21 protein-coding genes are annotated in these 23,947 nt (G+C 38.7%); 13 read left to right on the top strand and 8 right to left on the bottom strand.

All coding sequences use genetic code 11. From position 1 onward, the window contains the following. Positions 1 to 82: 82 nt before the first annotated feature. Together gatC and OQX64_RS06140 are read right to left on the bottom strand one after the other, a co-directional pair. The gene (gatC, locus tag OQX64_RS06145) at positions 83 to 373 is read right to left on the bottom strand and encodes an Asp-tRNA(Asn)/Glu-tRNA(Gln) amidotransferase subunit GatC (RefSeq protein WP_265818057.1); all 291 of its coding nucleotides are present in this window, start codon (positions 371 to 373) and stop codon (positions 83 to 85) included. Then, a complete protein-coding gene (locus OQX64_RS06140; RefSeq protein WP_265818056.1) occupies positions 370 to 1,098 on the bottom strand; it encodes a lysophospholipid acyltransferase family protein in 729 nt (242 codons plus the stop codon). The genes gatC and OQX64_RS06140 overlap by 4 nt, the downstream gene beginning before the upstream one ends. Before the next feature lie 171 nt (positions 1,099 to 1,269). Between OQX64_RS06140 and trpS the strand changes: the two genes are divergently transcribed. The 3 genes from trpS (at position 1,270) to kdsB (ending at position 3,886) form a co-directional block, all read left to right on the top strand. After that, complete coding sequence (trpS, locus tag OQX64_RS06135) at positions 1,270 to 2,268, top strand: tryptophan--tRNA ligase (RefSeq protein ID WP_088301684.1); 999 nt, start codon at positions 1,270 to 1,272, stop codon at positions 2,266 to 2,268. A gap of 73 nt (positions 2,269 to 2,341) precedes the next feature. Beyond that, positions 2,342 to 2,956 (top strand): deoxynucleoside kinase, encoded by a 615-nt coding sequence (locus tag OQX64_RS06130; protein WP_025144984.1) that lies wholly within the window; start codon positions 2,342 to 2,344, stop codon positions 2,954 to 2,956. Positions 2,957 to 3,133: 177 nt separating this feature from the next. Next, positions 3,134 to 3,886: a 3-deoxy-manno-octulosonate cytidylyltransferase gene (kdsB, locus tag OQX64_RS06125; RefSeq protein ID WP_265818296.1), complete on the top strand. Its 753-nt coding sequence runs from the start codon at positions 3,134 to 3,136 to the stop codon at positions 3,884 to 3,886. Positions 3,887 to 3,941: 55 nt separating this feature from the next. Here kdsB and OQX64_RS06120 read toward each other — a convergent pair whose 3' ends face one another. Further along, positions 3,942 to 4,436, bottom strand: coding sequence for a GNAT family N-acetyltransferase (locus tag OQX64_RS06120; RefSeq protein WP_265818055.1), 495 nt, complete (start codon positions 4,434 to 4,436; stop codon positions 3,942 to 3,944). A 220-nt stretch (positions 4,437 to 4,656) separates the two neighbouring features. Between OQX64_RS06120 and OQX64_RS06115 the strand changes: the two genes are divergently transcribed. From OQX64_RS06115 to OQX64_RS06085, 7 genes are all read left to right on the top strand, one after another. Then, positions 4,657 to 5,196, top strand: coding sequence for a hypothetical protein (locus tag OQX64_RS06115; RefSeq protein WP_265818054.1), 540 nt, complete (start codon positions 4,657 to 4,659; stop codon positions 5,194 to 5,196). A gap of 30 nt (positions 5,197 to 5,226) precedes the next feature. Next, the gene (locus tag OQX64_RS06110; protein ID WP_265818053.1) at positions 5,227 to 5,721 is read left to right on the top strand and encodes a hypothetical protein; all 495 of its coding nucleotides are present in this window, start codon (positions 5,227 to 5,229) and stop codon (positions 5,719 to 5,721) included. Positions 5,722 to 6,027: 306 nt separating this feature from the next. Further along, positions 6,028 to 7,644, top strand: a complete 1,617-nt coding sequence (locus tag OQX64_RS06105; protein ID WP_088301680.1) for a CTP synthase — start codon at positions 6,028 to 6,030, stop codon at positions 7,642 to 7,644. 20 nt (positions 7,645 to 7,664) lie between these two features. Next, the gene (yidC, locus tag OQX64_RS06100) at positions 7,665 to 9,461 is read left to right on the top strand and encodes a membrane protein insertase YidC (protein WP_088301679.1); all 1,797 of its coding nucleotides are present in this window, start codon (positions 7,665 to 7,667) and stop codon (positions 9,459 to 9,461) included. Positions 9,462 to 9,562: 101 nt separating this feature from the next. Next, complete coding sequence (locus OQX64_RS06095; protein ID WP_088301678.1) at positions 9,563 to 10,129, top strand: outer membrane beta-barrel protein; 567 nt, start codon at positions 9,563 to 9,565, stop codon at positions 10,127 to 10,129. Positions 10,130 to 10,133: 4 nt separating this feature from the next. Next, positions 10,134 to 10,850, top strand: coding sequence for an AcvB/VirJ family lysyl-phosphatidylglycerol hydrolase (locus OQX64_RS06090; RefSeq protein ID WP_265818052.1), 717 nt, complete (start codon positions 10,134 to 10,136; stop codon positions 10,848 to 10,850). Further along, positions 10,813 to 11,529: an AcvB/VirJ family lysyl-phosphatidylglycerol hydrolase gene (locus OQX64_RS06085; protein WP_265818051.1), complete on the top strand. Its 717-nt coding sequence runs from the start codon at positions 10,813 to 10,815 to the stop codon at positions 11,527 to 11,529. Before OQX64_RS06090 ends, OQX64_RS06085 begins: the two co-directional genes overlap by 38 nt. 2 nt (positions 11,530 to 11,531) lie before the next feature. On the opposite strand, the gene OQX64_RS06080 is transcribed toward OQX64_RS06085, so the two are convergent. After that, positions 11,532 to 14,120, bottom strand: a complete 2,589-nt coding sequence (locus OQX64_RS06080; protein ID WP_265818050.1) for a phosphatidylglycerol lysyltransferase domain-containing protein — start codon at positions 14,118 to 14,120, stop codon at positions 11,532 to 11,534. A gap of 298 nt (positions 14,121 to 14,418) precedes the next feature. Here OQX64_RS06080 and OQX64_RS06075 point away from each other — a divergent pair, with 298 nt between their 5' ends. After that, positions 14,419 to 17,277 carry a prolyl oligopeptidase family serine peptidase gene (locus tag OQX64_RS06075; RefSeq protein ID WP_265818049.1) on the top strand — a complete coding sequence of 953 codons (2,859 nt, stop codon included), beginning with the start codon at positions 14,419 to 14,421 and terminating at the stop codon, positions 17,275 to 17,277. 192 nt (positions 17,278 to 17,469) lie between these two features. Beyond that, on the top strand, positions 17,470 to 18,741 hold the full coding sequence (locus tag OQX64_RS06070) for a nucleoside recognition domain-containing protein (RefSeq protein ID WP_265818048.1): 1,272 nt from the start codon (positions 17,470 to 17,472) through the stop codon (positions 18,739 to 18,741). Between the two features lie 147 nt (positions 18,742 to 18,888). Here the strand turns inward: OQX64_RS06070 and OQX64_RS06065 are convergent, their stop codons facing one another. The 4 genes from OQX64_RS06065 to OQX64_RS06050 form a co-directional block, all read right to left on the bottom strand. Continuing rightward, complete coding sequence (locus tag OQX64_RS06065; RefSeq protein WP_088301672.1) at positions 18,889 to 19,131, bottom strand: hypothetical protein; 243 nt, start codon at positions 19,129 to 19,131, stop codon at positions 18,889 to 18,891. Between the two features lie 100 nt (positions 19,132 to 19,231). Next, positions 19,232 to 19,672, bottom strand: coding sequence for a PaaI family thioesterase (locus tag OQX64_RS06060; RefSeq protein ID WP_265818047.1), 441 nt, complete (start codon positions 19,670 to 19,672; stop codon positions 19,232 to 19,234). A 56-nt stretch (positions 19,673 to 19,728) separates the two neighbouring features. Continuing rightward, complete coding sequence (locus OQX64_RS06055; RefSeq protein ID WP_265818046.1) at positions 19,729 to 22,182, bottom strand: TonB-dependent receptor; 2,454 nt, start codon at positions 22,180 to 22,182, stop codon at positions 19,729 to 19,731. An 87-nt stretch (positions 22,183 to 22,269) separates the two neighbouring features. Beyond that, positions 22,270 to 23,469, bottom strand: a complete 1,200-nt coding sequence (locus OQX64_RS06050; protein WP_265818045.1) for a GTP-binding protein — start codon at positions 23,467 to 23,469, stop codon at positions 22,270 to 22,272. Positions 23,470 to 23,551: 82 nt separating this feature from the next. Here OQX64_RS06050 and OQX64_RS06045 point away from each other — a divergent pair, with 82 nt between their 5' ends. After that, complete coding sequence (locus OQX64_RS06045) at positions 23,552 to 23,932, top strand: MerC domain-containing protein (protein ID WP_265818044.1); 381 nt, start codon at positions 23,552 to 23,554, stop codon at positions 23,930 to 23,932. Positions 23,933 to 23,947 lie beyond the last annotated feature (15 nt).

The following is a 23,947-nucleotide window of genomic DNA, read 5'->3' as shown; positions in this document are numbered from 1 at the left end:
GATTTAGGGCTAAGATGTTACAGGATGCATTAAAAAATACGAAGCACCTGCAGAAACGAACTTCTATAAATGACTTTAAACCTTATTTTTCTATAATTTTCGGAACCATAAAAAACTGATCAGTATGCTTGGCCGCATTCTTTAATCCGTCAGCAGTAGAAATTTCCTGTTTAACAGTATCTTCCCGCCAAACATTGGTAGATTCATTCAGGTATACCAATGGTTTTACGTTAGTGGTATCCAGCTCATTTAATTTTTCCATGAAAGATAAAATCTTATTCATTTCCGGAATAAGGGTATCCACTGATTTTTCATCAATATGGATCCTGGCCAGATCGGCAATCTTGTGTATGGTTTGGGCGTCTAAATTCATTTTACTAATTTACTATCTATTAAATGAAAAACCTGCTCTTTTAAAACATCAGCATCATCTATCACAAGAGCAGCGGTGTTAATGGGTTTATGGACGTAAATATCGCAAATTCCGGGCTTACTTCCATACTGCGAACCATCATCCCAGCTAATTTTCCATACATTGGTAATGCTCACCGGAACCAATGGGATATTTTGGTCAATGGCCAGACGAAAGGGACCGTTTTTAAATTCGCCCAGTTTAGGCGGATAATGCACATCTATTTTGCCTTCCGGGAAGATCACCAGGCTCATTCCTTTTTTTAAATTTTCACCAGCCTTTTTAAATGCCCGGAAAGCTGAAATTTTACTGTCGCGGTTCACGGAGATATCAATTGTTTTAAAAAAGATGCCCAGTACCGGGTTTTTGAGCAATTCATCTTTTCCCATAAAATGATATTTCCCCTGCCCCATGATACAGAAAATTATGATATCAAGGTTGGAACTGTGGTTGGCGCAGTAAATATAGGTTTGGTTTTTATCAAGCTTTTCTTCGTAGGTAAAAGAAAAAAATATGCCTGACAGGCAACTGGATAAAAAACTATTGATCTTCCGGCAAAAATTAAGTATTCCATAATACTTTTCATTTCTGGAAGTCAGGTAATAAAGTGGATAAAACAAGGCAAAGAAAAATACAATCCAGAAAAGATACCATATTCTGTGAAATTGCCTTAAAAGTTTAATCATAAGCTTCAAAAATATAAAATAGCCAGACAATTACAATTGCAGAAGCTAATTTTTAATTATGCCGGTGAGATTTAATGGCATATAGCGCATTTGAAATAATTAAACCCTGTGGATATAAAATTGACCCGATGTTGTACATTGCTTGGTTTTTATTTTTAATTTCGTGCCATTATGAAAGAAACCGTGGTGAGTGGCATCAGGCCAACAGGAAAGCTACATTTAGGAAATTATTTTGGTGCGGTAACCAATTTTGTAAAAATGCAGTATGATTATAACTGCTATTTTTTTATTGCCGATCTTCACTCTTTAACCACGCATCCCACTCCTGGCGATTTACATGGTTATGTACGCCACGTTTTGGTAGAATACCTGGCCTGTGGCATTAATCCGGAGGAAACAACCATTTATGTGCAAAGTGATGTACCTGAAGTTTCAGAACTTTATTTATACCTGAATATGAATGCCTACCTGGGCGAACTGGAACGCAGTGCATCTTTCAAAGAAAAAATCAGATCGAACCCGGATAATGTAAATGCTGGTTTATTAACCTATCCCACCTTAATGGCTGCTGATATTTTAATTCACCGCGCAACCAAGGTTCCGGTAGGTAAAGATCAGGAACAGCATCTGGAAATGACCCGTAACTTTGGCAACCGTTTCAACAGAATGTACCAGTCGGATTTTTTTCCTGAATCTTTTGCCTTCAACTATGCCGAAAACCTGGTCAAAGTACCAGGCCTGGAAGGAAAAGGAAAAATGAGTAAATCAGATGGTGATGGAAATTGCATTTATCTGTCAGACAGTCCGGAGGTTATCCGTAAAAAAGTTGCCAGAGCGGTGAGTGATAGTGGCCCGACAGAGGAAAACCAGGAAAAGCCGGAAGCCATTCAGAATTTATTTGATTTAATGAAGATTGTTTCTACAGCTGATACACTGGAGCATTTTGATGGTTTATATAATAAAATGCAGATCCGTTATGGCGACATGAAAAAGCAATTGGCCGAAGATATGATTGTTTTTAATTCACCCATCAGAGAACGCATTGAGGCACTATCCAAAGATGATCTTTACCTTAGGCAGGTAGCCAAACATGGTGCGTTAAAAGCACGTGAAAGCGCACAGCATACCATCAGGGAAGTTCGTAAATTAATTGGTTTTAAAAGTTTTTAACTGGCGTTAGGTGCCATGCGGTTAGCGTACATAACGCTCGTCACATCGCGTTCACCGCAAAACATAATAAAAAATGCACATTGCAATTGTAGGAAATATCGGTGCCGGAAAAACAACACTCACAGGTTTACTGGCCAAAAATTACGGATGGGAGGCGCTGTATGAAGCCGTGGATAACAATCCTTATCTGGAAGATTTTTACAGCGACATGAAGCGCTGGAGTTTTAACCTTCAGATTTATTTTCTGAACAGTCGTTTTCAGCAGATTACCGATATCGAGGTAAATAAGCGCAATGTAATTCAGGACAGGACCATTTATGAGGATGCGCATATTTTTGCAGAAAACCTGCATGATATGGCATTAATGACCACCCGCGACCACGATAATTACAGGGCCATTTTTGATAACATCACTTCCTTTATTAAACCACCTGATTTATTGGTTTATTTAAGGGCTTCCGTTCCTACTTTGGTTAATAACATCCAACGCCGCGGCCGTGAATATGAAGCAGGCATCCGGATTGATTACCTATCCAAGCTGAATGAAAAATATGAAGCCTGGATTAAAGGTTACAACTTAGGTAAACTTTTAATTTTAGACAAAGACAAATTAGATTTCACCAATAATCCTGAAGATCTGGGTACGGTAATCCAGTCGATAGAAGCAGAAATAAACGGGCTGTTTTAACCCGGCCCCCTGAACGGAGGCTAAAGGCAAGAGGGAAAAGCAAAGTTGTATAAGAATGTTTTAATGTGCTGAGATTTTAATTAAATCCTGGTGTGAAGGCAAAGATTCTTTAACACTGTTTCAATTTTTTAAAAACGATATATGAACAATGGAAAGGAAAAGTCTCCTTTAGTGGATTTGAGGGTAATAGGCATCATTCCTGCACGTTATGCTTCTACCCGGTTCCCGGGGAAGCCATTGGTTGATATTGCAGGTAAAACAATGATTAAGCGGGTGTATGAACAGGCTTTAAAAGCAAAAAGCTTATCGAAGGTGGTTATCGCTACTGATGATGAGCGGATTGCGGATGAAGTAAAAAAGTTTGGCGGTGAATTTGTTTTTACATCGCCACAACACCAGAGCGGAACAGATCGCTGTGCGGAAGTGAGTGAGCAATACCCCCATTTTGATATCGTGATTAACATTCAGGGTGATGAACCTTTCATCGAGCCTGATCAAATCGATTTATTGGCGAGTTGTTTTCAGGAGGAAAAAGTTCAATTGGCTACACTGATCAAACCCATTCAAAGCCAGGAAAGTATTTATAACCCGAACAGCCCCAAAGTGGTGATTGATGTAAACGGCAGGGCCATGTATTTTAGCCGCAGTCCGATTCCTTTTATCAGAAACGGCGAACCCGGTGTTTGGGCAGAAAAGCATCAGTTTTATAAGCACATTGGCATTTATGGTTATCGGAAAGAAGCTTTATCGGCCATTACCAAATTACCACCGTCATCTCTGGAAATTGCAGAAAGCCTGGAGCAATTGCGCTGGATTGAAAATGGTTTTTATATTCAGACAAAAGTAACTGATTTTGAAACTGTTGCGATAGATACACCAGACGACTTATTGAAATTAAATCATCTGCTTGAAGCCTTAAAGTTAAAATAATTAATCCACTGGTTTATTAGCGGTTTCATGATTTAAAAGGACAATCTTATTCCGATTATTTTAACACCAGTTCCATCTGAATATTACACCGGGCATAAGGTGTGGGTTTGCCAGCTACTTTTTTGAAACCGAGTTTATGGTAAAGATTTATTGCTGGTTTCAAAACCGTATTGCTTTCCAGGTAAATTTTTGAAGCATGCAAAGATTTTGCCCGTTCTATGATGGCAGTAGCCAGAAGGAACCCGATATTTTTGCCTTGAACTGCGGGTGCAACCGCCATTTTAGCCAGTTCGAAATCATATTCCCCGTCGCTCATTTTAATTAAAGCGCAAACACCTGAGAGCACACTGTTGTAAACGGCCACCAAAATATAACCACCCTTATCTAAAATATAACTTTGTGGATGATCAAGCACTTTGTAGTCAGAATCCTCCATTGTAAAATGAGTCGAAATCCATTCCTCATTTAATGATTTGAATGCTTCCTGATGGGCTGGTTTATAATCTACAATTTCAACCTGTAAATTATTGTATTTTTTGTGTGCTGTCATAACTTGTTTGAATCTGATTTCGATGTAACTTCCCATATGGACCAATGTTCATTGGTAAAAGACCGCATAAATGTAATGTGCTAATGTTTAATTTCATAAACCATGCAAATATTTGTATCATTCAACGGCAATATTAAATCATATCAATTTAAATAAATAAAATAAGTAGCTAATCAGGATTTAAGTATTTAACAGAAGCTTAAAATTTGTATTTTCGGAAATGAGAAAATTATTGCTCCTGATAACCATAAGTACCTTGTTTTTGGCTTGCCAACCAGGCAACAAAGCTAAAGACGATGCTGTTAATTTTAAGAATGTGAATCAGCAAATGACCAAATCATTCTCTGATTTAAATGCACAAGATACCTTCAAAATTGAATTAAACGGAAGAAAGCCTGAAAACATGGTTTTGGTGTTTAACATTAAGAAAGCAGGTGGGAAGGAAATTTATCATGTTCAATTGAAGGGAAGTGATCTAATTGGAGATACTGATCCCAATCTGGATCTTTCTAAAGAAAAAGATCAGATGACTTTTTTAAAAACGATTGCTGATAACTTTTTTGCGGAGGACAATTTCCTGGAACCTGCCGTGTTACCTGAAGATAAGGCAGATAACTATGTGCCAGATAAGGCTTTATATGAGGAACTCAAAAAATCCCGGTTAAATGGTTTCAAGTATCGCTTAGGCAAAGAAAACAACGTGTATATTGCCTGGAGCGAAAAGGAGCAGAAAGTGAAGATCTATTATAAATGTTGTTAATCGACTTTCTTAAAACCCACTTATATTAAAGTGATCAGACATCTTACCAACGGTATTTCTATTGTATTTATTTCATGGATTATTGGAATGATAATCAATGCCTTTCTGATCAAAACAACACGCTATCAAGAAAAATTAACAAATTTAAATTTTATTAAGAGCAAAAAAATCAACAAACTTATCGGAATTGTTTTGATTAAATGGACTGTAAAAAATACTTTCTTCAAATTCTTCAATCCTAAGCTTAGGATAAATAATAAAGTTGAGCCAAATGATTTGAATATTTTGCGTAACGAAATGACACTTGCAGAAATCAATCATTTAATTGCATTTATTGCTGTGGCTATTTTTGCTTTATCTATGGTTTTTAAGGGGAAGTACTTACCGGCATTCATCATGATGATGTTGAATACATTGATGAATTTATATCCCTCATTATTACAGCAAGAAAATAAAAGACGGATTGATAAATTAAAGAAAGTATTTACCAGGAATCATGTTAGTGTTACCGCAACTGATGTATAAAGCTTATAAATGAGTTAGCTAAACCTGGTTGGAGCGATATACTTTTTTGTTGCAGTATTTATCATTCAGTGCAACTGATCGCAAAAAAGATTTAGCGGAAAAGGACTAACATTCAACCTTTACACCGGTTTTGCTTTTCACAAAACAATAAATAAATCTTAAATAGCAGCTAATTTTCTGATAAACATTACATTATCATTTTTAAAATATCTAAACATTAAAACAGCAAAAACGAGGAATTTTCATACCTTTGTATCCCGTACAAAAAGCGGCAATATTTACCATTTGCCGTAAAAAATCACAAACATGACTAAGTATATTTTTGTTACGGGCGGTGTTACTTCCTCATTGGGTAAGGGCATCATTTCCGCATCTTTAGCTAAACTTTTACAGGCACGTGGCTACCGTGTAACCATTCAAAAATTCGATCCGTACATTAATATCGATCCGGGAACATTAAATCCTTATGAGCATGGCGAATGCTTTGTTACTGAGGATGGTGCCGAAACCGATCTGGATCTTGGTCATTACGAACGTTTCTTAAATGTTCCAACTTCTCAAGCCAATAACATCACAACTGGTCGTATTTATCAAAATGTGATCAGCAAAGAGCGAAAAGGTGAATATTTAGGTAAAACGGTTCAGGTGGTACCGCATATCACTGATGAAATTAAACGCAATATGCGTATTTTAGGGGATAGCGGCGACTATGATATCGTAATTACCGAGCTTGGTGGTACCGTTGGTGATATTGAATCACTTCCTTTTATTGAAGCTGTACGTCAGTTTAAGTGGGAAGAAGGAAGCTCAAATGCCATTGTGATTCACTTAACCTTAGTGCCATACCTGGCCGCTGCAGGTGAATTAAAAACCAAACCTACTCAACACTCGGTTAAAGCTTTATTAGAGTACGGTATTCAGCCTGATATCCTCGTTTGCAGAACTGAGCATCACCTGGGTCAGGATCTGAGAAAAAAAATCGCCTTGTTTTGTAACGTTAACATCAATGCCGTAGTCGAATCGATGGATGCATCCACTATTTATGATGTGCCATTGCTGATGTTAAAGGAACAGTTAGACAAAACGGTTTTAGCCAAATTAAAATTACCAACCAAGAATGATCCGGATATGGAAAGCTGGAAAGATTTCCTGGGACGATTAAAAAATCCAACAGCCGAAGTTAAAATCGGTTTGGTGGGTAAATATGTGGAATTACCTGATGCCTATAAATCAATTATCGAATCTTTCGTACATGCAGGCTCTAAGAACGAATGTAAAGTACGGGTAGAATATATTCATTCAGAAAGCATTTTCCCTGATAATGTACAGGAAAAGTTAGGGCACTTACAAGGTGTTTTGGTGGCACCTGGTTTTGGAAGCCGAGGCATTGAAGGTAAAATTGATACCATTAAGTATGTACGTGAACATCAGGTGCCCTTCTTTGGCATTTGCTTGGGCATGCAATGTGCAGTGATTGAGTATGGCCGTAATGTTTTAGGACTGAAGGGTGCACATACCACAGAAATTGATCCTGAAGCTGAAAACCCGGTGATCAATATGATGGAAGAGCAGAAAAGCATCGTAAACATGGGTGGTACCATGCGTTTAGGCTCTTACCCATGCGATATTAAAAAGGGTACCAAAGCTTTTGGCATTTATGGTAAGGCACATATTAATGAGCGCCACCGCCACCGTTATGAGTTTAATAACGACTATTTAAAGCAATACGAAGATGCCGGTATGATGGCTTCAGGAATTAATCCTCAAACCAATTTAGTCGAAATAGTGGAACTTAAAAATCATCCGTTTTTTGTGGGCGGACAATTTCACCCAGAATTAAAATCAACAGTTGCTAATCCTCACCCACTTTTTGTTAAATTTGTCGCCGCTGCGATGGAGTTTGCGAAAAAGAAAACGAATTAAAAGCAGTACAAACACGTATAATGGATAGAAATACCTTCACAGGATTGTTCCTGATCATGATCATTTTGGCAGGATCATTTTATTTTTTAAGGCCCAGCGAGGCTGAAATTAAAAAAAACAAAGAAATCGAACGTTTAGATTCTTTGAAAAAAGCCGGTGTTGCGCCTGCTGTTAAAGATACTGTCGCCAAAACTGCAGTTACCAATAGTCCCGTTGTAGATTCGCTTGCGTTAAAAGGTCCGTTTGGTACTGCATTAACCGGAACGGCATCCACTACTACATTGGAAAATGAAAATCTATTGATCACTTTAAGTAATAAAGGCGGCCGGATTTCTTCCGTTCAGGTGAAAGGGCAGAAAACTTATACCGGAAAGCCCCTTATTTTATTTGATGGCAACCAGAATAAGTTTGGTTTAAATCTGAATGCTGCCGGAAAAATCATCAATACCAATGATTTATATTTTACCGCCAATAAAACCGGAAATACGGTAACTATGCGTGCCGATTATGGTTCTGATGCATATATAGAATATGTATATAACCTGAAAGGCTTAAGCAATAAGGTCGATTTTAAAATTAACCTGGTGGGTTTACAACAAGTAATTGCAGGCAATACCATCGGTTTGAACTGGCAGACGACCCTGTTACAGCAGGAAAAATCAATAGAAAGCGAACACCGCTATTCTGCTCCGTACTACAAATATGTTGATGGTGATGTTGACCACCTTAGCGTATCGAAGGAAGAGAAAGAAGAATTAACCAAAGGTAAAATCCAGTGGTTCTCTTTTAAACAACACTTTTTCTCTGCTTCGCTGATTGCCAAGCAACCTTTTGAAAAAGGCAGTTTGGAAGTAAAGATTCCAACGGAACCTGGTTTGGTGAAGTTTTATGATGCCAATATGCAATTGCCATATGCCCATACGGCAAATCAGGCATATGATATGGAATTTTATTTCGGTACAAATAAATTCTCTGCTTTAAAAGATCAGGGTTACGATCTGGAAAAACAAGTGGATTTAGGTTACTGGCCTTTAAAATACATCAACCGTTTTATTGTATTGCCGGTATTTAATTTCCTGAATAATTTTGGCTGGAACTTTGGTTTAATCATCCTGGTATTAACCATCTTGTTAAAAGTGGCCTTATCTCCGCTTACCTACAAGTCATATCTTTCGATGGCTAAAATGAGGGTTTTAAAACCTGAAATGGATGAAATTAAAGCAAAGGTTGGTGAAGATAATCCTACCCTGGTACAACAGGAATATTTAAAACTATATAAAAAGGCAGGCGTAAATCCTTTGGGTGGATGTTTACCTATGGTTTTACAATTACCACTGGTGATGGCTTTCTTCTTCTTCTTCCCGAATTTATTTGAATTGCGTGGAGAGAGCTTTCTCTGGATGAAAGATTTATCTACTTATGATGAGTTTATCAAATTTGGTGTAAAATTACCTTTTATTGGTGATCACTTAAGTTTGATGTGTGTATTGATGACCATCTCTACGCTGATTATGACTTATTTTAATAATCAGACCTCGGGTGCTACCGGCCAGATGAAATACATTGGTTATGTCATGCCGGTAATCTTCCTGGGTGTTTTGAATAGTTATCCGGCGGGTTTAAATTATTATTATTTCCTGGCTAACTTAATGACTTTCGGTCAGCAGATCTTAATTCGTAAAATGGTTGATGATGATAAAATTCATGCTTTAATTCAGCAGAATAAAGCAAGGCCGGCAGATGAGAAAAAGAAAAAATCTAAATTTCAGCAGCGCCTGGATGACTATATGCGCCAGCAGCAGCAAGCTAAAAAATAAAAAAAAAGGCACCTGAAAAACGGTGCTTTTTTTTGACTTCAATTTTAACATAACATTTTCGTTACGTATATTCATCCCATTAAAAAAATACTGCAATCAAAATGAAATTGCCTAAATTTATTGTGCTACTGCTATTCAGTCCTCTTATAGGCTTCGCGCAAAACCAAATGATCGATACTTCGAAATTTACCTATTCACCGGCATTTGAACTTTTAAGGTCTACACATGGCAATCTGTTTTATGCCTCATCATTAAAAGTGAATTATTTATTGGAAAATGGCTTGGAGCCAGGTTTTGGTGTAGAATATTCCGCTACCCGCATACATCATGATAACGGATATACCTTACATAAGCTCTGGTTTATACCTGTTTATGCAAACCTGAAATATCAATTTAGCCCTTCTAAGAAAATAAAACCATTTGCAGAAACTTCTGTTGGTGTATCCTTTAACAAATACCATATTGCACATGATGAAAGACCAGACAAAATTTCACGTAACCGAGAGCGGGGAGTATATGTTTACCTGGGCTTTGGGGCGAAATATGCGCTGAGTTCCAGCACCAGTACTTTTGTAGGTATCGGCTTTAAGGGTTATAAAATGAGTACCAATGCCATGGATATTAACCCCCATGGCTTATCCTTCATGTTTGGTTTTACTTTTATTTAATAGGATGAAAAATAAGCTGCTTCTTTTAATCGTATGTTTAATCTTAAGCAGCTGTGCCCTATTTAAGCGCAATAGAATCAGTGAAAATAAGGGAATTGAAACCATAGAATTTAACCTGCCTGTTTTTCTGTATCCCGCTCAAAAATTACCTACAAAAAGACTGCTAATATTTTTTTCGGGAGATGGTGGCTGGATGAAATTTGAAGATAGCTTATCCTTAAAGTTTGCAGAAAATGGTTTTCAAACCATTGGCATTAATTCACGGAGTTATTTCTGGAAACAGAAAACACCTGAACAGACTAAACAGGATGTGCTTCAACTCATCAGAAAATATGCCTTTAAATATCATGCCCACCAGGTTTACCTATGTGGTTATTCTTTTGGGGCAGATGTGATTCCCTTCATTTATAACCGACTGCCTTACCGCGCCAAAAAGCATATTAAGGCTTTAGAAATGCTCTCGCCTTATACCACAACGGATTTTGCAGTTCATCTTTTTGACCTCACAAATATTTCATCAGATCATTATCGTTATAAGGTTGATCTGGAAGTACAAGAAATCACCATTCCGGTATATTGTTTTTATGGTAAAGCTGAAAATGAAAAGCACCTGAAAAATATTTCCCTTCCTAATTTTCAGCTGGACAGCCTGGAAGGCAATCACCATTATGAAGAAAGCAGTTATGATAAAATTATTTCTGCGCTTCCCATTCAAAAGTAATCAACAAGCCATGCGCCATTTTTCATTATTGATCCTGCTGCTTATGCCTGCATTTATTTTCGCTCAGGATATATCTCAATACCCATTAAGCGGCTCTGGTAAAGGCAATGCCAAAACATTGATTTTCTACATTAGCGGAGATGGTGGCATGAACAGTTTCTCTCAAAAAATCGTAGATGAAATGGTGCAGAAAAATTATTCAGTGGTAAGCCTGGATAGCCGGAAATATTTCTGGGCGCAGAAAAGTCCTGATCAAACGGCTCATGATTTTTCAGAAATCATTCAGCACTACCTAAAAGCCTATGGTAAGGAAGAATTTAGTTTGGTAGGTTATTCCTTTGGTGCGGATGCGGTTGCTTTCAGCGTCCCAAGATTGCCGAAAGAGTTGTTTAAAAAGCTCAGGTCATCTGTTTTACTGTCGCCCTCATCTTCTACTGATTTTGTGGTGAGGGTAAGCGATTTAATAGGATTTGGAAGCAGAGAGGCCAAATACAAAACCCTGCCTGAGTTGTATAAACATACTTCTACAACGTACTGCATTTTTGGTAAGGAGGAAGACAGCGAATTTTATAAACTGCTGAAAGACCGTAAAAACCTGAATAAAACCTTAATACCCGGGTCACACAAATATGATAATGATATCCACAAGGTAGTAGCTACCATTTTAACCGGAATCTAAATTTAGCTACCTTCTGAAATTCTTTTTAATGCACGCGGAACCTGTAATAAATGATAATGGTGACTGTAAATCAAATATTTCTTTTTCCAGGTAGGATAAAATTTTTCTTTATAACGGCGCAAACCTTTAAACTGGGCAAATATCTTTAAATGATCATAAGCGTATTTAATGGTTTTTTGCGTTACATCAACCCCGTCAATGCCTGATAATGGTGCCAGTCCCATGTTTACACTGGAATAACCTTGCTCCTTAAGGTATAAAAAAGTTTTAGCCAGCAGCATATCCAGAATGCCGTTCGGGGCATCTGTTTCTTTCCTGATCATATCATAGGTGGCTTCTCCCGGGGCATAATCAGGAACCAGGTTTAAGAAGGCGTAAATTTTTTCTTCCTGATCCTCGATGGTTAAAATGGTTTGATTTTTTAAAATGTTCTTATCAAATATGCCCTGTGTAAAGGCTACCTCTTTCTGATTCAGTTCCCGGAGCCAGTGATCAGATACAGTTTGTAATTTTTGTAACAGCCCCTCCTTTTGCGGTCCGTGATAAACCTTAAAGATAAAACCCTCTCCACCCAAACGGTTAATGGCACTTCGGGTGGTTTTCATTTTGCCTCCATCAATAGTAAAGGTTTCCAGGTTTAAAATGGCCTCCTCGCCCACCGGGATAGATTTCTTTCCTATGGATTTATAGAAAGGCAGCGACTCTTCCGGAACACGGTAATAAGCAGCAATAAGGCCATTTTCTTCACAACGCGCCTCAAATTTCTTAATCATCTCCAGTTTCTGTTCTACTGATTCAGCAACCGGATCTTCCAGTACCATAGCAAAATGACGGGTAATTTTAAAACTGATAAAGGCCGTCCGGTCTTCATTGAAATAAATAAACTTATCCGGGTAAGTTTTAAAGTAATCCAGGGCCGATATACCTTTCTGCTGCAGCAGGCTTTCGGCATCTGCAAAATCCGCTTCAGAATTGTATGGCTTAAAGAAATAAGGTTTAAACAAATCGAACACAATAAATAAGATTACGAGCCCGCTTGCACAGTAAATGGATTGTTCAAAATGTGATCCGAACCTGGTTAAAGGATGCAGCGCTTTATCATCTATAAAAAATATGACTTTCAACACGGCTTTAACCGAATCTATAAATTGAAATTCCACACCAAAATGGCGCTTATCAATAAAATAAAAGCCAATGACACCGTAGGCAAAAACAGCTAAAATGGCAAATAGAAATATTGGATAACCTACCTTTATCAATTTGGAATGTGTTTTAAGCTTGTAATTGGCACGGGTGTAAAAAAGGGATAAAAAAGCCACTAAAGCTAAAATGGCTTCTTCATAATCTGCAGCTTTAAATAAATGTCCTAAAACAGAAATCAATGTTAATGACACGGCTACGTACCAGGCACGTTTAGAACCCTGGAGTAAGAAAATGCTGATCATGACCAGGATAAGCCCGAATATTAAAACAATGGCATTACTGGTCACAATCAGGTCTTCCGGAAAAATATTCTTCACTAAACGAAGTCGGGCTGGTATCGCCGGACTGATAGATGATATAATATTAACTACGCCCAAGATCAGGATAATAAATGCAGGCATGATTCTTAAAACAATGCTGTCTTTTCTGGTAATGAAGCTGATGATACCTCCGATCAGCGGAAGCCAGAATTCGAAGAACCTGAACATTAAGGTAATGGTAGCAGCAGCAATTACCGGAAAGCCAAACTGACTCAGGATAAATGTTAATGAAACTTCTATGGTACCCAGGCCACGTAGAAAGGGAGAAGCAATCAGCAAAATAACCATTACAATATATCCGATGATGGCCGCAGGTATACTGGCATGAAAGCCCAAAGCAAGCATGCAGATATAAAGATGTATAATGCCAATAAATTCTATTCCGATGGAGGTGAACAAGGTTAGCCAGAAATGTTTCCGGCTGATCCGTTCATCGATCATATCATCCAATACAGTTGATAAAGATGGTCTTAACTTCGAAAGCCATTGATATGCCCAGCCTTTTTTAGATATGGAATATATCACAACAAATAAAAATACCGTCAGTAAAAGCAGAAAGGCAAAACTTAAAATTTCTACCAAACCGAGTTTGGTGCTTAAAATTGCGATCCCCAATACAGGTATAGCTACGATAACGACTGAAAGAATGCCACAGAAGGCGAAAAGCGTTGAAGAAAGGTGGATTTTGGATTTAGAGATGCCCTCTTCTTCTATTCCTTTGGTAAAAAATACCAATGATGAAAACCCTCCTGCCGGGAGAAAAATGCTGATCAGGTTCCGCTTCAGAAACAGTATAATGGCATTTTGCAAACGGATAGGCACGTTCAATGCTTTAAAACTATACACGTACATTTGTCCTTGTGCAACGACGTATAAAATAGTAAGTAGTATGCCAATAGCAATATAAACCGGCACGGCTGTATTTAACTGCGCCCTGATTTGTAAAACTTCCACATGTTGTGCACGGATAAAAAAAATAGCGGTACCCAGCATAAAAATAGCCAGGAAAAACTGCCAGAAAAACTTATTGTAAACTAACCGGGATAAAAACGACTTCGCTTTATACATAACAGGTACGGAATCTGAAAATAACTATAACACAGAAAAGTTGCGTTTTAATCATTTTATATTTTGCCGGATTAAACCGTGCAAATCATCAGGTAAATAATAATTAATTAAATATTACACTTCATTTTGAAGCCTCTAATGTAATGAGTTTTTTACAAAAGAAAATATTAAACCTCATTCTTTTTATTTCACCAAATTGAGATAATGTAATATTTGGCATACATGTTTCATAATGAGGCAGAATTTTCCAATTTTAGATGCTTGAATTCAAAACCAACAAATTAATCTATTAAAAAAAATGCAAAAAAGACTATCTATTATACTTTTTTTAGTTGTCAATTTTGCTTACGCGCAAAAGAAACCTTTAGATCATACGGTGTATGATACCTGGGAATCAATTGGAAGTAAGCAATTATCAAATAATGGCACGTGGGCAATGTATGGGGTTTTACAGCAGGAAGGTGATGCCCAATTGTTCATCAATAATCTTAAAACCAATGCTAAACTTGGGATACCAAGAGGAATGAACGCACAGTTTAGCAATGATTCCAAATTTGCGGCATTTAGCATCCGCCCTTTTAATAAAGATCTCCGTCAGGCCAAGATCAAAAAGAAAAAACCAGAAGATATGCCAAAAGATTCACTGGGGATCGCCAATCTGACCACCAATGCAATCACCAAAATTGCCCGTGTCAAATCTTTTAAATTTCCTGAAGAAGGTTCAGGAGTGATGGCTTATCTGACAGAGAAGCCTGATACCGCTAAAAAAGTTAACAAACCAGCAGAAAACAAAGATGACGCGATAGATTTTGTTGCCGATGAACCCGCAGGTAAGGGCAAAACGGAAGAAGGAACCGATCTGGTAATTAAAAACCTGAGCACAGGAACTGATCAGACCTATAAATTTGTAACCGATTATGCCTTTAGTAAAGATGGCAAGCAACTGGTTTTTAGCTGCAGCGGATCCAAAAAGGATAAAACTGCTCCACAGGGTGTTTATTTATGGAATACCGAAAAAGGAACCTTAAAAACCTTGATCAAAGGCAAAGGAAGCTTTAAAAATTTCATTTTTGATGAGGAAAGTGAGCACCTGGCATTTGTGGGTGAACAAAGTCCGGAAAAACAGGAAATTAAAAATTACAATGTTTATTACAACTCGCTGAGCCTGGATACCGCGCAGATCATCGTGGATTACGATATGCCGGGCATCCCTGCCAAATGGACGGTAAATGGCGATGGAAAAGTAACCTTTAGCAAAGACGGGAAAAAATTGTTTTTCGGGATTGCTCCGGTTAAAAGTCCGAAAGATACCAGTATTGTTGATTTTGAAGTAGCTAAGGTAGATGTATGGAATTATAAGGATGACTACCTGCAGCCCATGCAGCTTAAAAATGCAGATCGCGATAGCAAAAAGAGTTATTTATCCGTCATTGATGTGTTTAGCAGCGATCCTAAAGTGATTCCCTTAACTGACCTGACAGTACCTGATGCGAACCTGATGGCCGAAGGAAATGCCAATGCTGTGCTGGCCTATACAGATTATGGCCATAGAATTGAATCGCAATGGAGTGGATCAACTTCAAAAGATTATTGCCTTGTTGATACGAAAACAGGTCAGCGTAAAAAAATAATTACCGAACTGAATGGTTATGCCATGGCTTCTCCGGGTGGAAATTATGTATTGTATTTCGACAGGAAAAGTGGCAACTGGTACACTTATAGTATCTTAACTTCAAAAACCACCGCACTTACTGAACGTTTAAATGTGAAATTTGTAGATGAGGATAATGATGTGCCTGATCTGCCTTCTGCTTACGGCGTAGCTACCTGGACCGCAGATGACAAGGCTGTTATCTTAAATGACCGGTACGACCTCTGGTCGTTTTCACCTGATGGAAAATCGGAACCTAAAAACATTACCGCAGGTTTCGGCAGGTCCAATCAGATTACTTTCCGTTATGAAAGGGTATTGCCAGAAAGCAGGCAGGAAAGAAATACAGATAATAAATTTATAAAATCTAATGAAGTGATCTGGTTAAACGCCTTTAATAATGTAACCAAAGAAAATGGTTTTTACCGTACCAATGTGGGTACAGTGAAGGCACCTGAACCAGTTGTAATGGATAAATTCAAATATTCTAACCTGGCTAAAGCTAAGGATGCTGAAATTTACATTTATGATAAGGCCAGTTATGTAGCATCGCCAAATGTCTATGTAACTACTGATTTTAAAACCGAAACAAAATTAACCAATACCAATCCTCAACAGCAAAACTACAATTGGGGTACAGCGGAACTGGTTAAATGGACAACGCCTAAAGGGTTTAAGGCAGAAGGTATTTTATATAAACCGGAAAATTTTGATCCGAATAAAAAGTATCCGATGATTGCTTATTTTTATGAAAAGCTAACAGATGGTTTATACAATTATCAGGCACCTGCTCCTACACCTTCCCGATTGAATATCTCCTTTTTTGTAAGCAACGGCTACCTGGTTTTTGCACCGGATATCAATTACGATAATGGACATCCTGGCCAATCAGCTGTAGAATACATTAACTCTGGTGTAGAAAGCCTGAAGAAAAGCAGCTGGGTTGATGGTACAAAAATTGGTATCCAGGGACAAAGCTGGGGTGGTTACCAGGTGGCTTACCTGATTACGCAAAATAACATGTATGCAGCGGCATGGGCAGGTGCTCCGGTAGTAAATATGACTTCAGCCTATGGTGGAATCCGTTGGGAAACCGGGATGAACCGCCAGTTTCAGTACGAGAAAACGCAAAGCCGTATCGGGGCAACACTTTGGGAAAAACCTGAATTATACATCGAAAATTCGCCTCTTTTTATGTTTCCAAAGGTAAATACACCCGTAGTCGTCATGGCGAATGATGCGGATGGAGCCGTGCCCTGGTACCAGGGAATTGAAATGTTTACAGGTTTACGCCGCCTGGGCAAGCCTGTTTGGATGTTAAATTACAATGGCGAAGCGCATAACCTGGTTCAGCGTCAAAACCGTAAAGATATTCAGATCCGTGAGCAGCAATTTTTTGATCATTATCTAAAAGGTGCGAAAGCGCCGGTATGGATGGCCAGCGGAATCCCTGCTACAGAAAAAGGCAAAACATGGGGCTTCGAGTTAACAGACAATAAACCGTAAGTTAGTTCAGAGTTAAAAGTATCAGTGCCGAATATAAGTCCATCATCCTTGCTTGAAAAGTTAAAGATGATGGGCTTTTTGATTTTTATGCACCTGGAACTCACTACTCCCGACTAAAAACTCTAAACTCCCTTTTATACTTTCATTTAAAAAAGTTATTTTCATCCCGTTAAAATAAACTAAACAAACCCAATGGCATTAAGTAGGATCTGGTCTGCATTCATTATCGTTGCCATTGTAGTGGCTGGTATAAAGTGTTTCTTTTTAGGGCAAACTGACATTTTCAGCTGGATGGTGATTGGGAAAGCGGATGATGCTGCCAATCCACTCAAATTGGATGGCATCATTCAAACCTGTTGGGTTGCGGTAGAACTTTGTCTTAAATTAATTGGTATTCTGGCATTGTTTATGGGTTTGATGAGTATTGCCGAAAAGGCAGGCGGCATCAGGTTGCTCTCCAGAATTGTTGGGCCATTTTTCTCTAAGCTATTTCCGGATATTCCAAAAGGACATCCTTCCATGGGCCACATGATCATGAACTTTTCTGCCAATTTACTGGGACTTGATAATGCCGCAACACCTTTCGGATTGAAGGCGATGGAAAGTTTGCAGGAACTGAATCCGCAAAAGGATACGGCTTCCAACGCACAGATTATGTTTTTATGCCTGCATGCAGCTGGTTTAAGTTTAATTCCGGTAAGTGTAATTGCCATCAGGGCTTCACAAAATGCCTCTAATCCTACTGATGTTTTTATTCCCTGCCTCATTGTAACTTTTGTAGGTACCATGGCGGCTATGCTTATTGTTTCATTTAAACAGAAAATTAACCTCCTGCAACCGGTGGTTATCTGCTGGATTTTCGGATTATCTGCCGTTATCGCCAGCCTGGTACTTTACATCAGGTCACTGGATGCCGCTGGTATTCAGTCTTTCTCCGGTATATTAAGCAACGGCTTAATCTTATTGATTTTTCTGGTTATTGTATTGGGAGCCTTATATAAAAAAATAGATGTATTTGATGCTTTTATTGAGGGAGCGAAAGATGGATTTAAAACGGCAATCAATATTATTCCCTATTTAGTGGGCATGCTGGTGGCCATCAGTTTACTGCGTACCAGTGGTACTTTCGATGTGGTGATCAATGCCATTAAAAGTGTTTTTGTTTATTTTGGAACGGATACACGTTTTGTAGAGGGACTTCCTACCGCATTAATCAGGCCTTTGAGTGGCGGTGCTGCTAGGGGCATGATGGTGAGTACCATGGAAACCTATGGTGCTGATTCTTTTGCAAGCCGGTTATCCGGTATTTTCCAGGGTGCATCTGATACTACTTTTTATGTTGTTGCGGTTTATTTTGGATCCGTGCAGATTAAAAATACGCGCTACGCCATCGGATCAATGTTACTTGCTGACTTGGTTGGAGTATGTACAGCGATTGGCATTTGTTACCTGTTTTTTGGTTAAGTAACAGTATGATTTGCATATGAATGCTAAATTGTTTTTTGATCAGTTCAGCTCGTAGCACTCCATCTTAATAAGGTATTAAATAAAAAATCCCTGATCCGGTATGGGTCAGAGATTTTTTATGTGATGAGCACTACGGGTCAGGATTTAAGAAACTTGCGGCGGAACTGAAATTCTGTTGATAATTTCATCAATCGCATCGGGTTCAATTGCTATATGTTTAGAAGCACACCATTTTTCTGTCTTGTGGTCTAACCAGATACAAAAAGAATGGTAACCGTCTAAAACAACAGCATAAGTTTCATGAAAATCGTCTTGAATGCGCATGCAAAATCCTTTAAAAATCTTGCCTCTCACAATGAATTGCAGGGATGAATAATTTTCTAACATGGCTCATTATATTTCTGGTTAAGATACAACAAGAAATCACAATGAATGTTTCATCAGTTTTAAGGAATTAATAAATAATCGCAAAGCCTGCAGGAATAAGTTAACCTATGTTTAACATATTGGAATAGCCTTTAGCAATCAGCCGTTTTCTTGAAGGTAAAAACACTTCACATTGTAAATTTAAAATGGTTCTCCCCCGTTTAACAACTGCTGTTTCGGCCACAATCTCATCGCCTTCTGCTGCCGGGGCAAAGTAATCTATATAGTTATTTACTGTGGTATACCGATCATTCAGGCCCATGGTGTACACTGTTGCACCAATTAAATCATCAATAATTCCGGCAGTTACACCGCCATGTAAAATCTGGTACGGATTTGTCATTTCCTTTCGAATGGTATACCTGCAAACCAACACACCACTTTCTGCTTTAACCAATACCGGAGCCAGCCAGTTCATATAGTTTGATGGTGAATTGGTCATGACTTTTCCAACAGATTGCCTTAAAAAAGCCAGTCTCTGTTCACTTAATGATTCTTCCATAAGATATAAATATAGAAAAATCGGCAACATATTCATGCTGCTGATTTCAAGTTCAGTTAAAACGGAACAATCATTTTAAAGCTGATGTTTCTGCCCATATTATAAATGCCTGATCTTCCACCTGGCGTGGCGTTATAATATTCAAAATATTTAAGGCGGTTCAGGTGTGACTGATAAGCCACATTGAATACGTTATCCACTTGTATAAAAATATCCATCAGTGTTTTTTCCTTTTTGGATTTGATGGTAGAGCCGATCCCCAGATTAATCAGGGTATAGCCTTTGGTAAAGGTTTCGGTATTATCCAATGCATAAAACCTGTTTTGATCAGCAAAAATAGCCGCATCTATCTTAACATAAGGCTGGTTTAAAAAACCGATGGGATGCTGAGCAGTTGCTTTCAGTTCAGAACGGATTTGCAGGGGTGGAATAAAAGGTAAATACTTCGCATCCTGACCGTGAAGATCTAGCAAGGTTTTATTTTTATTCAAACCAACCACATAAGCCAGGCTATTATTAAAATTTAACCATTTAAACTGTGAAGGGTGAAGATTGATGCTGAACTCAGCACCATAAAGCCTGGCCTTTGATTGCTGGTACTGGTACGTTAAATTACCGGGCACAATCACCACCGGGTTGCCATTATCATCTGTTAAGCGCGACTGATAAATGTAATTCTGAATATCATTATTGAATACTTCCAGGCTCAGATCAGCATCTTTCAGGTAGGCAATGATACCCAGATCCTGTTGCAGGTTAAATTCTGGTTTAAATGTTCTGTTGCCCAGGTAAACAATGTGTGCGCCAGGATCAAGTCCGTTTGAGCCGATTTCGGTAATATTCGGCGCGCGGTAACCACGGGCAATATTGGCTTTGATTAATAGTTTTTCTGATACATTGTAGGTAAGTCCAAGGCTTCCGGACAGGCCATAATAATTCTTACTGAATGCAGGGAATTGTAAATCGCCATGGGGATCAGTGTCGGTAACTTTTTTACCAAAACCAGTCTGCGGATCCGTACCCACATAAAAATTATTCCAGCTGATATTTCGCCGATCTACCCTTAAGCCACCTGAGATATCTATTTTTCCAAATGATTTACGGGCAAAATAAAAGGCACCGATATCAAACAGGTCATAGTCCGGAATGGGAAAATCGGTCGCCGCCTTACTCCTGTTGCCCTGGAGCATTCCATTTATGCCTAAAGTGCTTTGAATGCCTGAAAAATCTGGCAGGTTATATTTAAGATCATAATTAAAGGTATTCAGCACCACATATAAACCAGCCTGGCCAGACATTGTTGGATGATTATATTCACGGCGAATACTTTGCTGGCCACCAATAAGCACATTTAAATCACCGTTACCAAGCTTGAACTGGCTGGTGTTGTACAATCTGAAATGCTGGATATGCTGATGCAAAGGGTTGATCGTATAGCTATTTAATTCGCTTTCAGGTACTATCGGGCGGTTCTTGATGTCATCGCCATCATCAAGTATCTGTCTGGTAAATTTTCTGCTGAGTGAATCCCTGCTCCCATCCGGAATTTCCATCAGGTTATCATAGTATGTAACTGCCGTTTTGGAATAGCCCCAGTTTTTATCTACCCTTGCGCCTGCTGATAAATTATATTCTCTAAAAGCTGTTCCGTAAACCAGTCCGTCAACCTTGTTCTGGTAATTATGTGCGGTTTTTCCACTGGCCCTGAAGGTATATTTCCAGTCTTCTTTTCTATAAGCCAGGCCCAGCGAGGCGGCAACCAGCCCATTATTGCTTTGGTAGTTAGTGGTGAAATCACCCACCAATTTTTCATTTTCCAATGCAGGGTTCAATGGAATCATATTGATCACCCCAGCCAGGGCATCAGATCCATAAGTTAAACTGGCCGGACCTTTTACCACTTCTGCTCTCGAAATCCCATATTCGTCCACCTCTATACCATGCTCGTCTCCCCATTGCTGGCCTTCCTGCCTCAGTCCGTCATACAGGGTAAGTACACGATTGTAACCCAATCCGCGAATGAATGGCTTGGAAACATTTGGCCCGGTGGTTACTGCCGTAACGCCGGGAATTCCCTTAACAATGGCATCTATTAAATTGGTATTTACCTGCTGATCCATGTTTTTTTTGGATAAAACAGCAATCGGTACCGGGCTTTTCCGCAATGCTGTCGCCCTGTTCACGCCGGTAATGACCACATCGTTTAAATCAGCCGCCTGGGCTTTCAGGTTGATGTCGTACTGAAAGCTGTTTCCGCTGACTGATAGTCTCACCATTTCAGACTGAAATCCAACACCAGAAAACTGAACCAATACCGCTTCGTTTCCTTTATAATTAAGTGTGTACTGACCCAAATGATTTGATTTTGTAGACTGACCGGTACCCTGTATTTTAACTGTTATGTTTTCCAATGGTATCTTTTCGCTGGTAATGCGGCCACTAATGGTTCTGGTTTGCCCATAGACCAATGTAGAAAAAAGGGTAAAGAGCAGCGACAGTATAAATTTCATAATTCAGTTTATCTAAAATTAAATTTAGACAAATCTAAATTTAATTTTAAACTAAGCAAATTTTATTTTTAGAATTTAGTCGGTATGTCAGATTACCTGCTCAAAAGGATTTTCAAAAAGCAAATTATTTCGGTAGGCCCCGATTTCTGAATCGGTAATTAAACATTTCTGCAATTCATTTTTTAAAGCGTCAATATCAAGTTCCTGTCCGATAAAAACCAGCTCTGTTTGCCTGTCGCCAAAAATCGGATCCCAGTTGCTAATAACCATTTCTTTATTTTCAAGGTAATCATCATGACTATTTCTTTCGGCTTCATTCATGCTTGCCCACCAGGCACCTGCATATTCTATTCTTAACGAACCGCCGGCCTGCGAGAAATTGATGGCCACATTGCGCATGGCAGCTATCCAGAAAATACCTTTTGAACGGATAATATTCGTCGGAAACTCCTGGTTGAGGTAATTCCAGAATCGTTCCGGATGGAAAGGTCTTTTTGCTGTAAAAACAGTGGAACTGATGCCATATTCTTCTGTTTCAGGCACATGAACTTGATCCAGTTCATTTTTCCAGGCCGTACCTGCAGAAGCCTCTTCGAAATTAAACAGATTGGTATTTAAAACGCATGCCGGATCCAGTTCACTAAAAACTGTCCGGTGAATTTTGGCCTTTGGGTTTAATTTTTTAATTAAAGCTTCAATTAAATTGGCGTCATGAGTTGTTACCAGATCCAGTTTGTTGATCAGGATGACATCTGCAAATTCAATCTGATCCGTTAACAGGTTAACAATGGTTCTTTTATCTGCCGAATCATCGGCCCAGTTTCTGTCCAGCAATATTTCGGCGGTACCAAAATCCCGGTAGAAATTAGATGCATCAACCACCGTAACCATGGTGTCCAGATAGCTGAACCTGCCCAAATCGATATTTGATGCTTCATCCACAAAAGAGAAAGTTTGTGCAACCGGAATCGGTTCGGATATGCCACTGCTTTCAATCAGTAAATAATCAAATCTGTTTTCTTTGGCCAGTTTTTCCACCTCGAGCATCAGGTCTTCCCTTAGGGTACAGCAAATGCAGCCATTGCTCATTTCCACCAGTTTTTCTTCTGTTTTAGATAAACTTCCTTCACGATTAACCAGTTGCGCGTCGATGTTGATTTCGCTCATGTCATTTACAATCACCGCGACTTTCAAACCTTGTTTATTTTTTAAAATGGCGTTAAGTAAGGTGGTTTTACCACTTCCCAAAAAACCGCTTAATACGGTTACAGGCAATCTCTTTATCATAATAATGCAATTAAGTTGCAAATATAACTACAATTTTAATAATGCAACAATATTGCTTTTATATTTGTATCAGTAATCACTTATGAAAATGATCAAAGCTATAAACCTCGATAAACTCGGGATTACCGCATCTACTGCCTGTGCCATACATTGTGCACTGCTTCCTTTTATTTTAACCTTATTGCCGTTATGGGGACTGGAATTTCTGGCGCATCCCATTATTGAAATCTCCATGATTTTATTTTCGATGGTTTTAGGCATATGGTCTTTAAGTAAATCATACAGGAATACGCATCGCCGGAAACTACCCATTATAATCCTGATCATGGGTTTTATATTCATCTTTACCGGGCATTTTGCGGGAATAGATGTGCTGGAACCCATACTGATTCCGGCCGGAGGTTTCGCCATTGCCTTTGCGCATTTTCTGAACATCAGACTGAGCAAGAGTTGTACACATTAATTTTTTGTATCAATT

Source organism: Pedobacter sp. GR22-10 (genome assembly GCF_026239715.1).
Taxonomy (GTDB): Bacteria; Bacteroidota; Bacteroidia; order Sphingobacteriales; family Sphingobacteriaceae; genus Pedobacter.
Note: the sequence above shows the minus strand (reverse complement) of the source record. Positions and strands in the feature narration are given on the sequence as shown.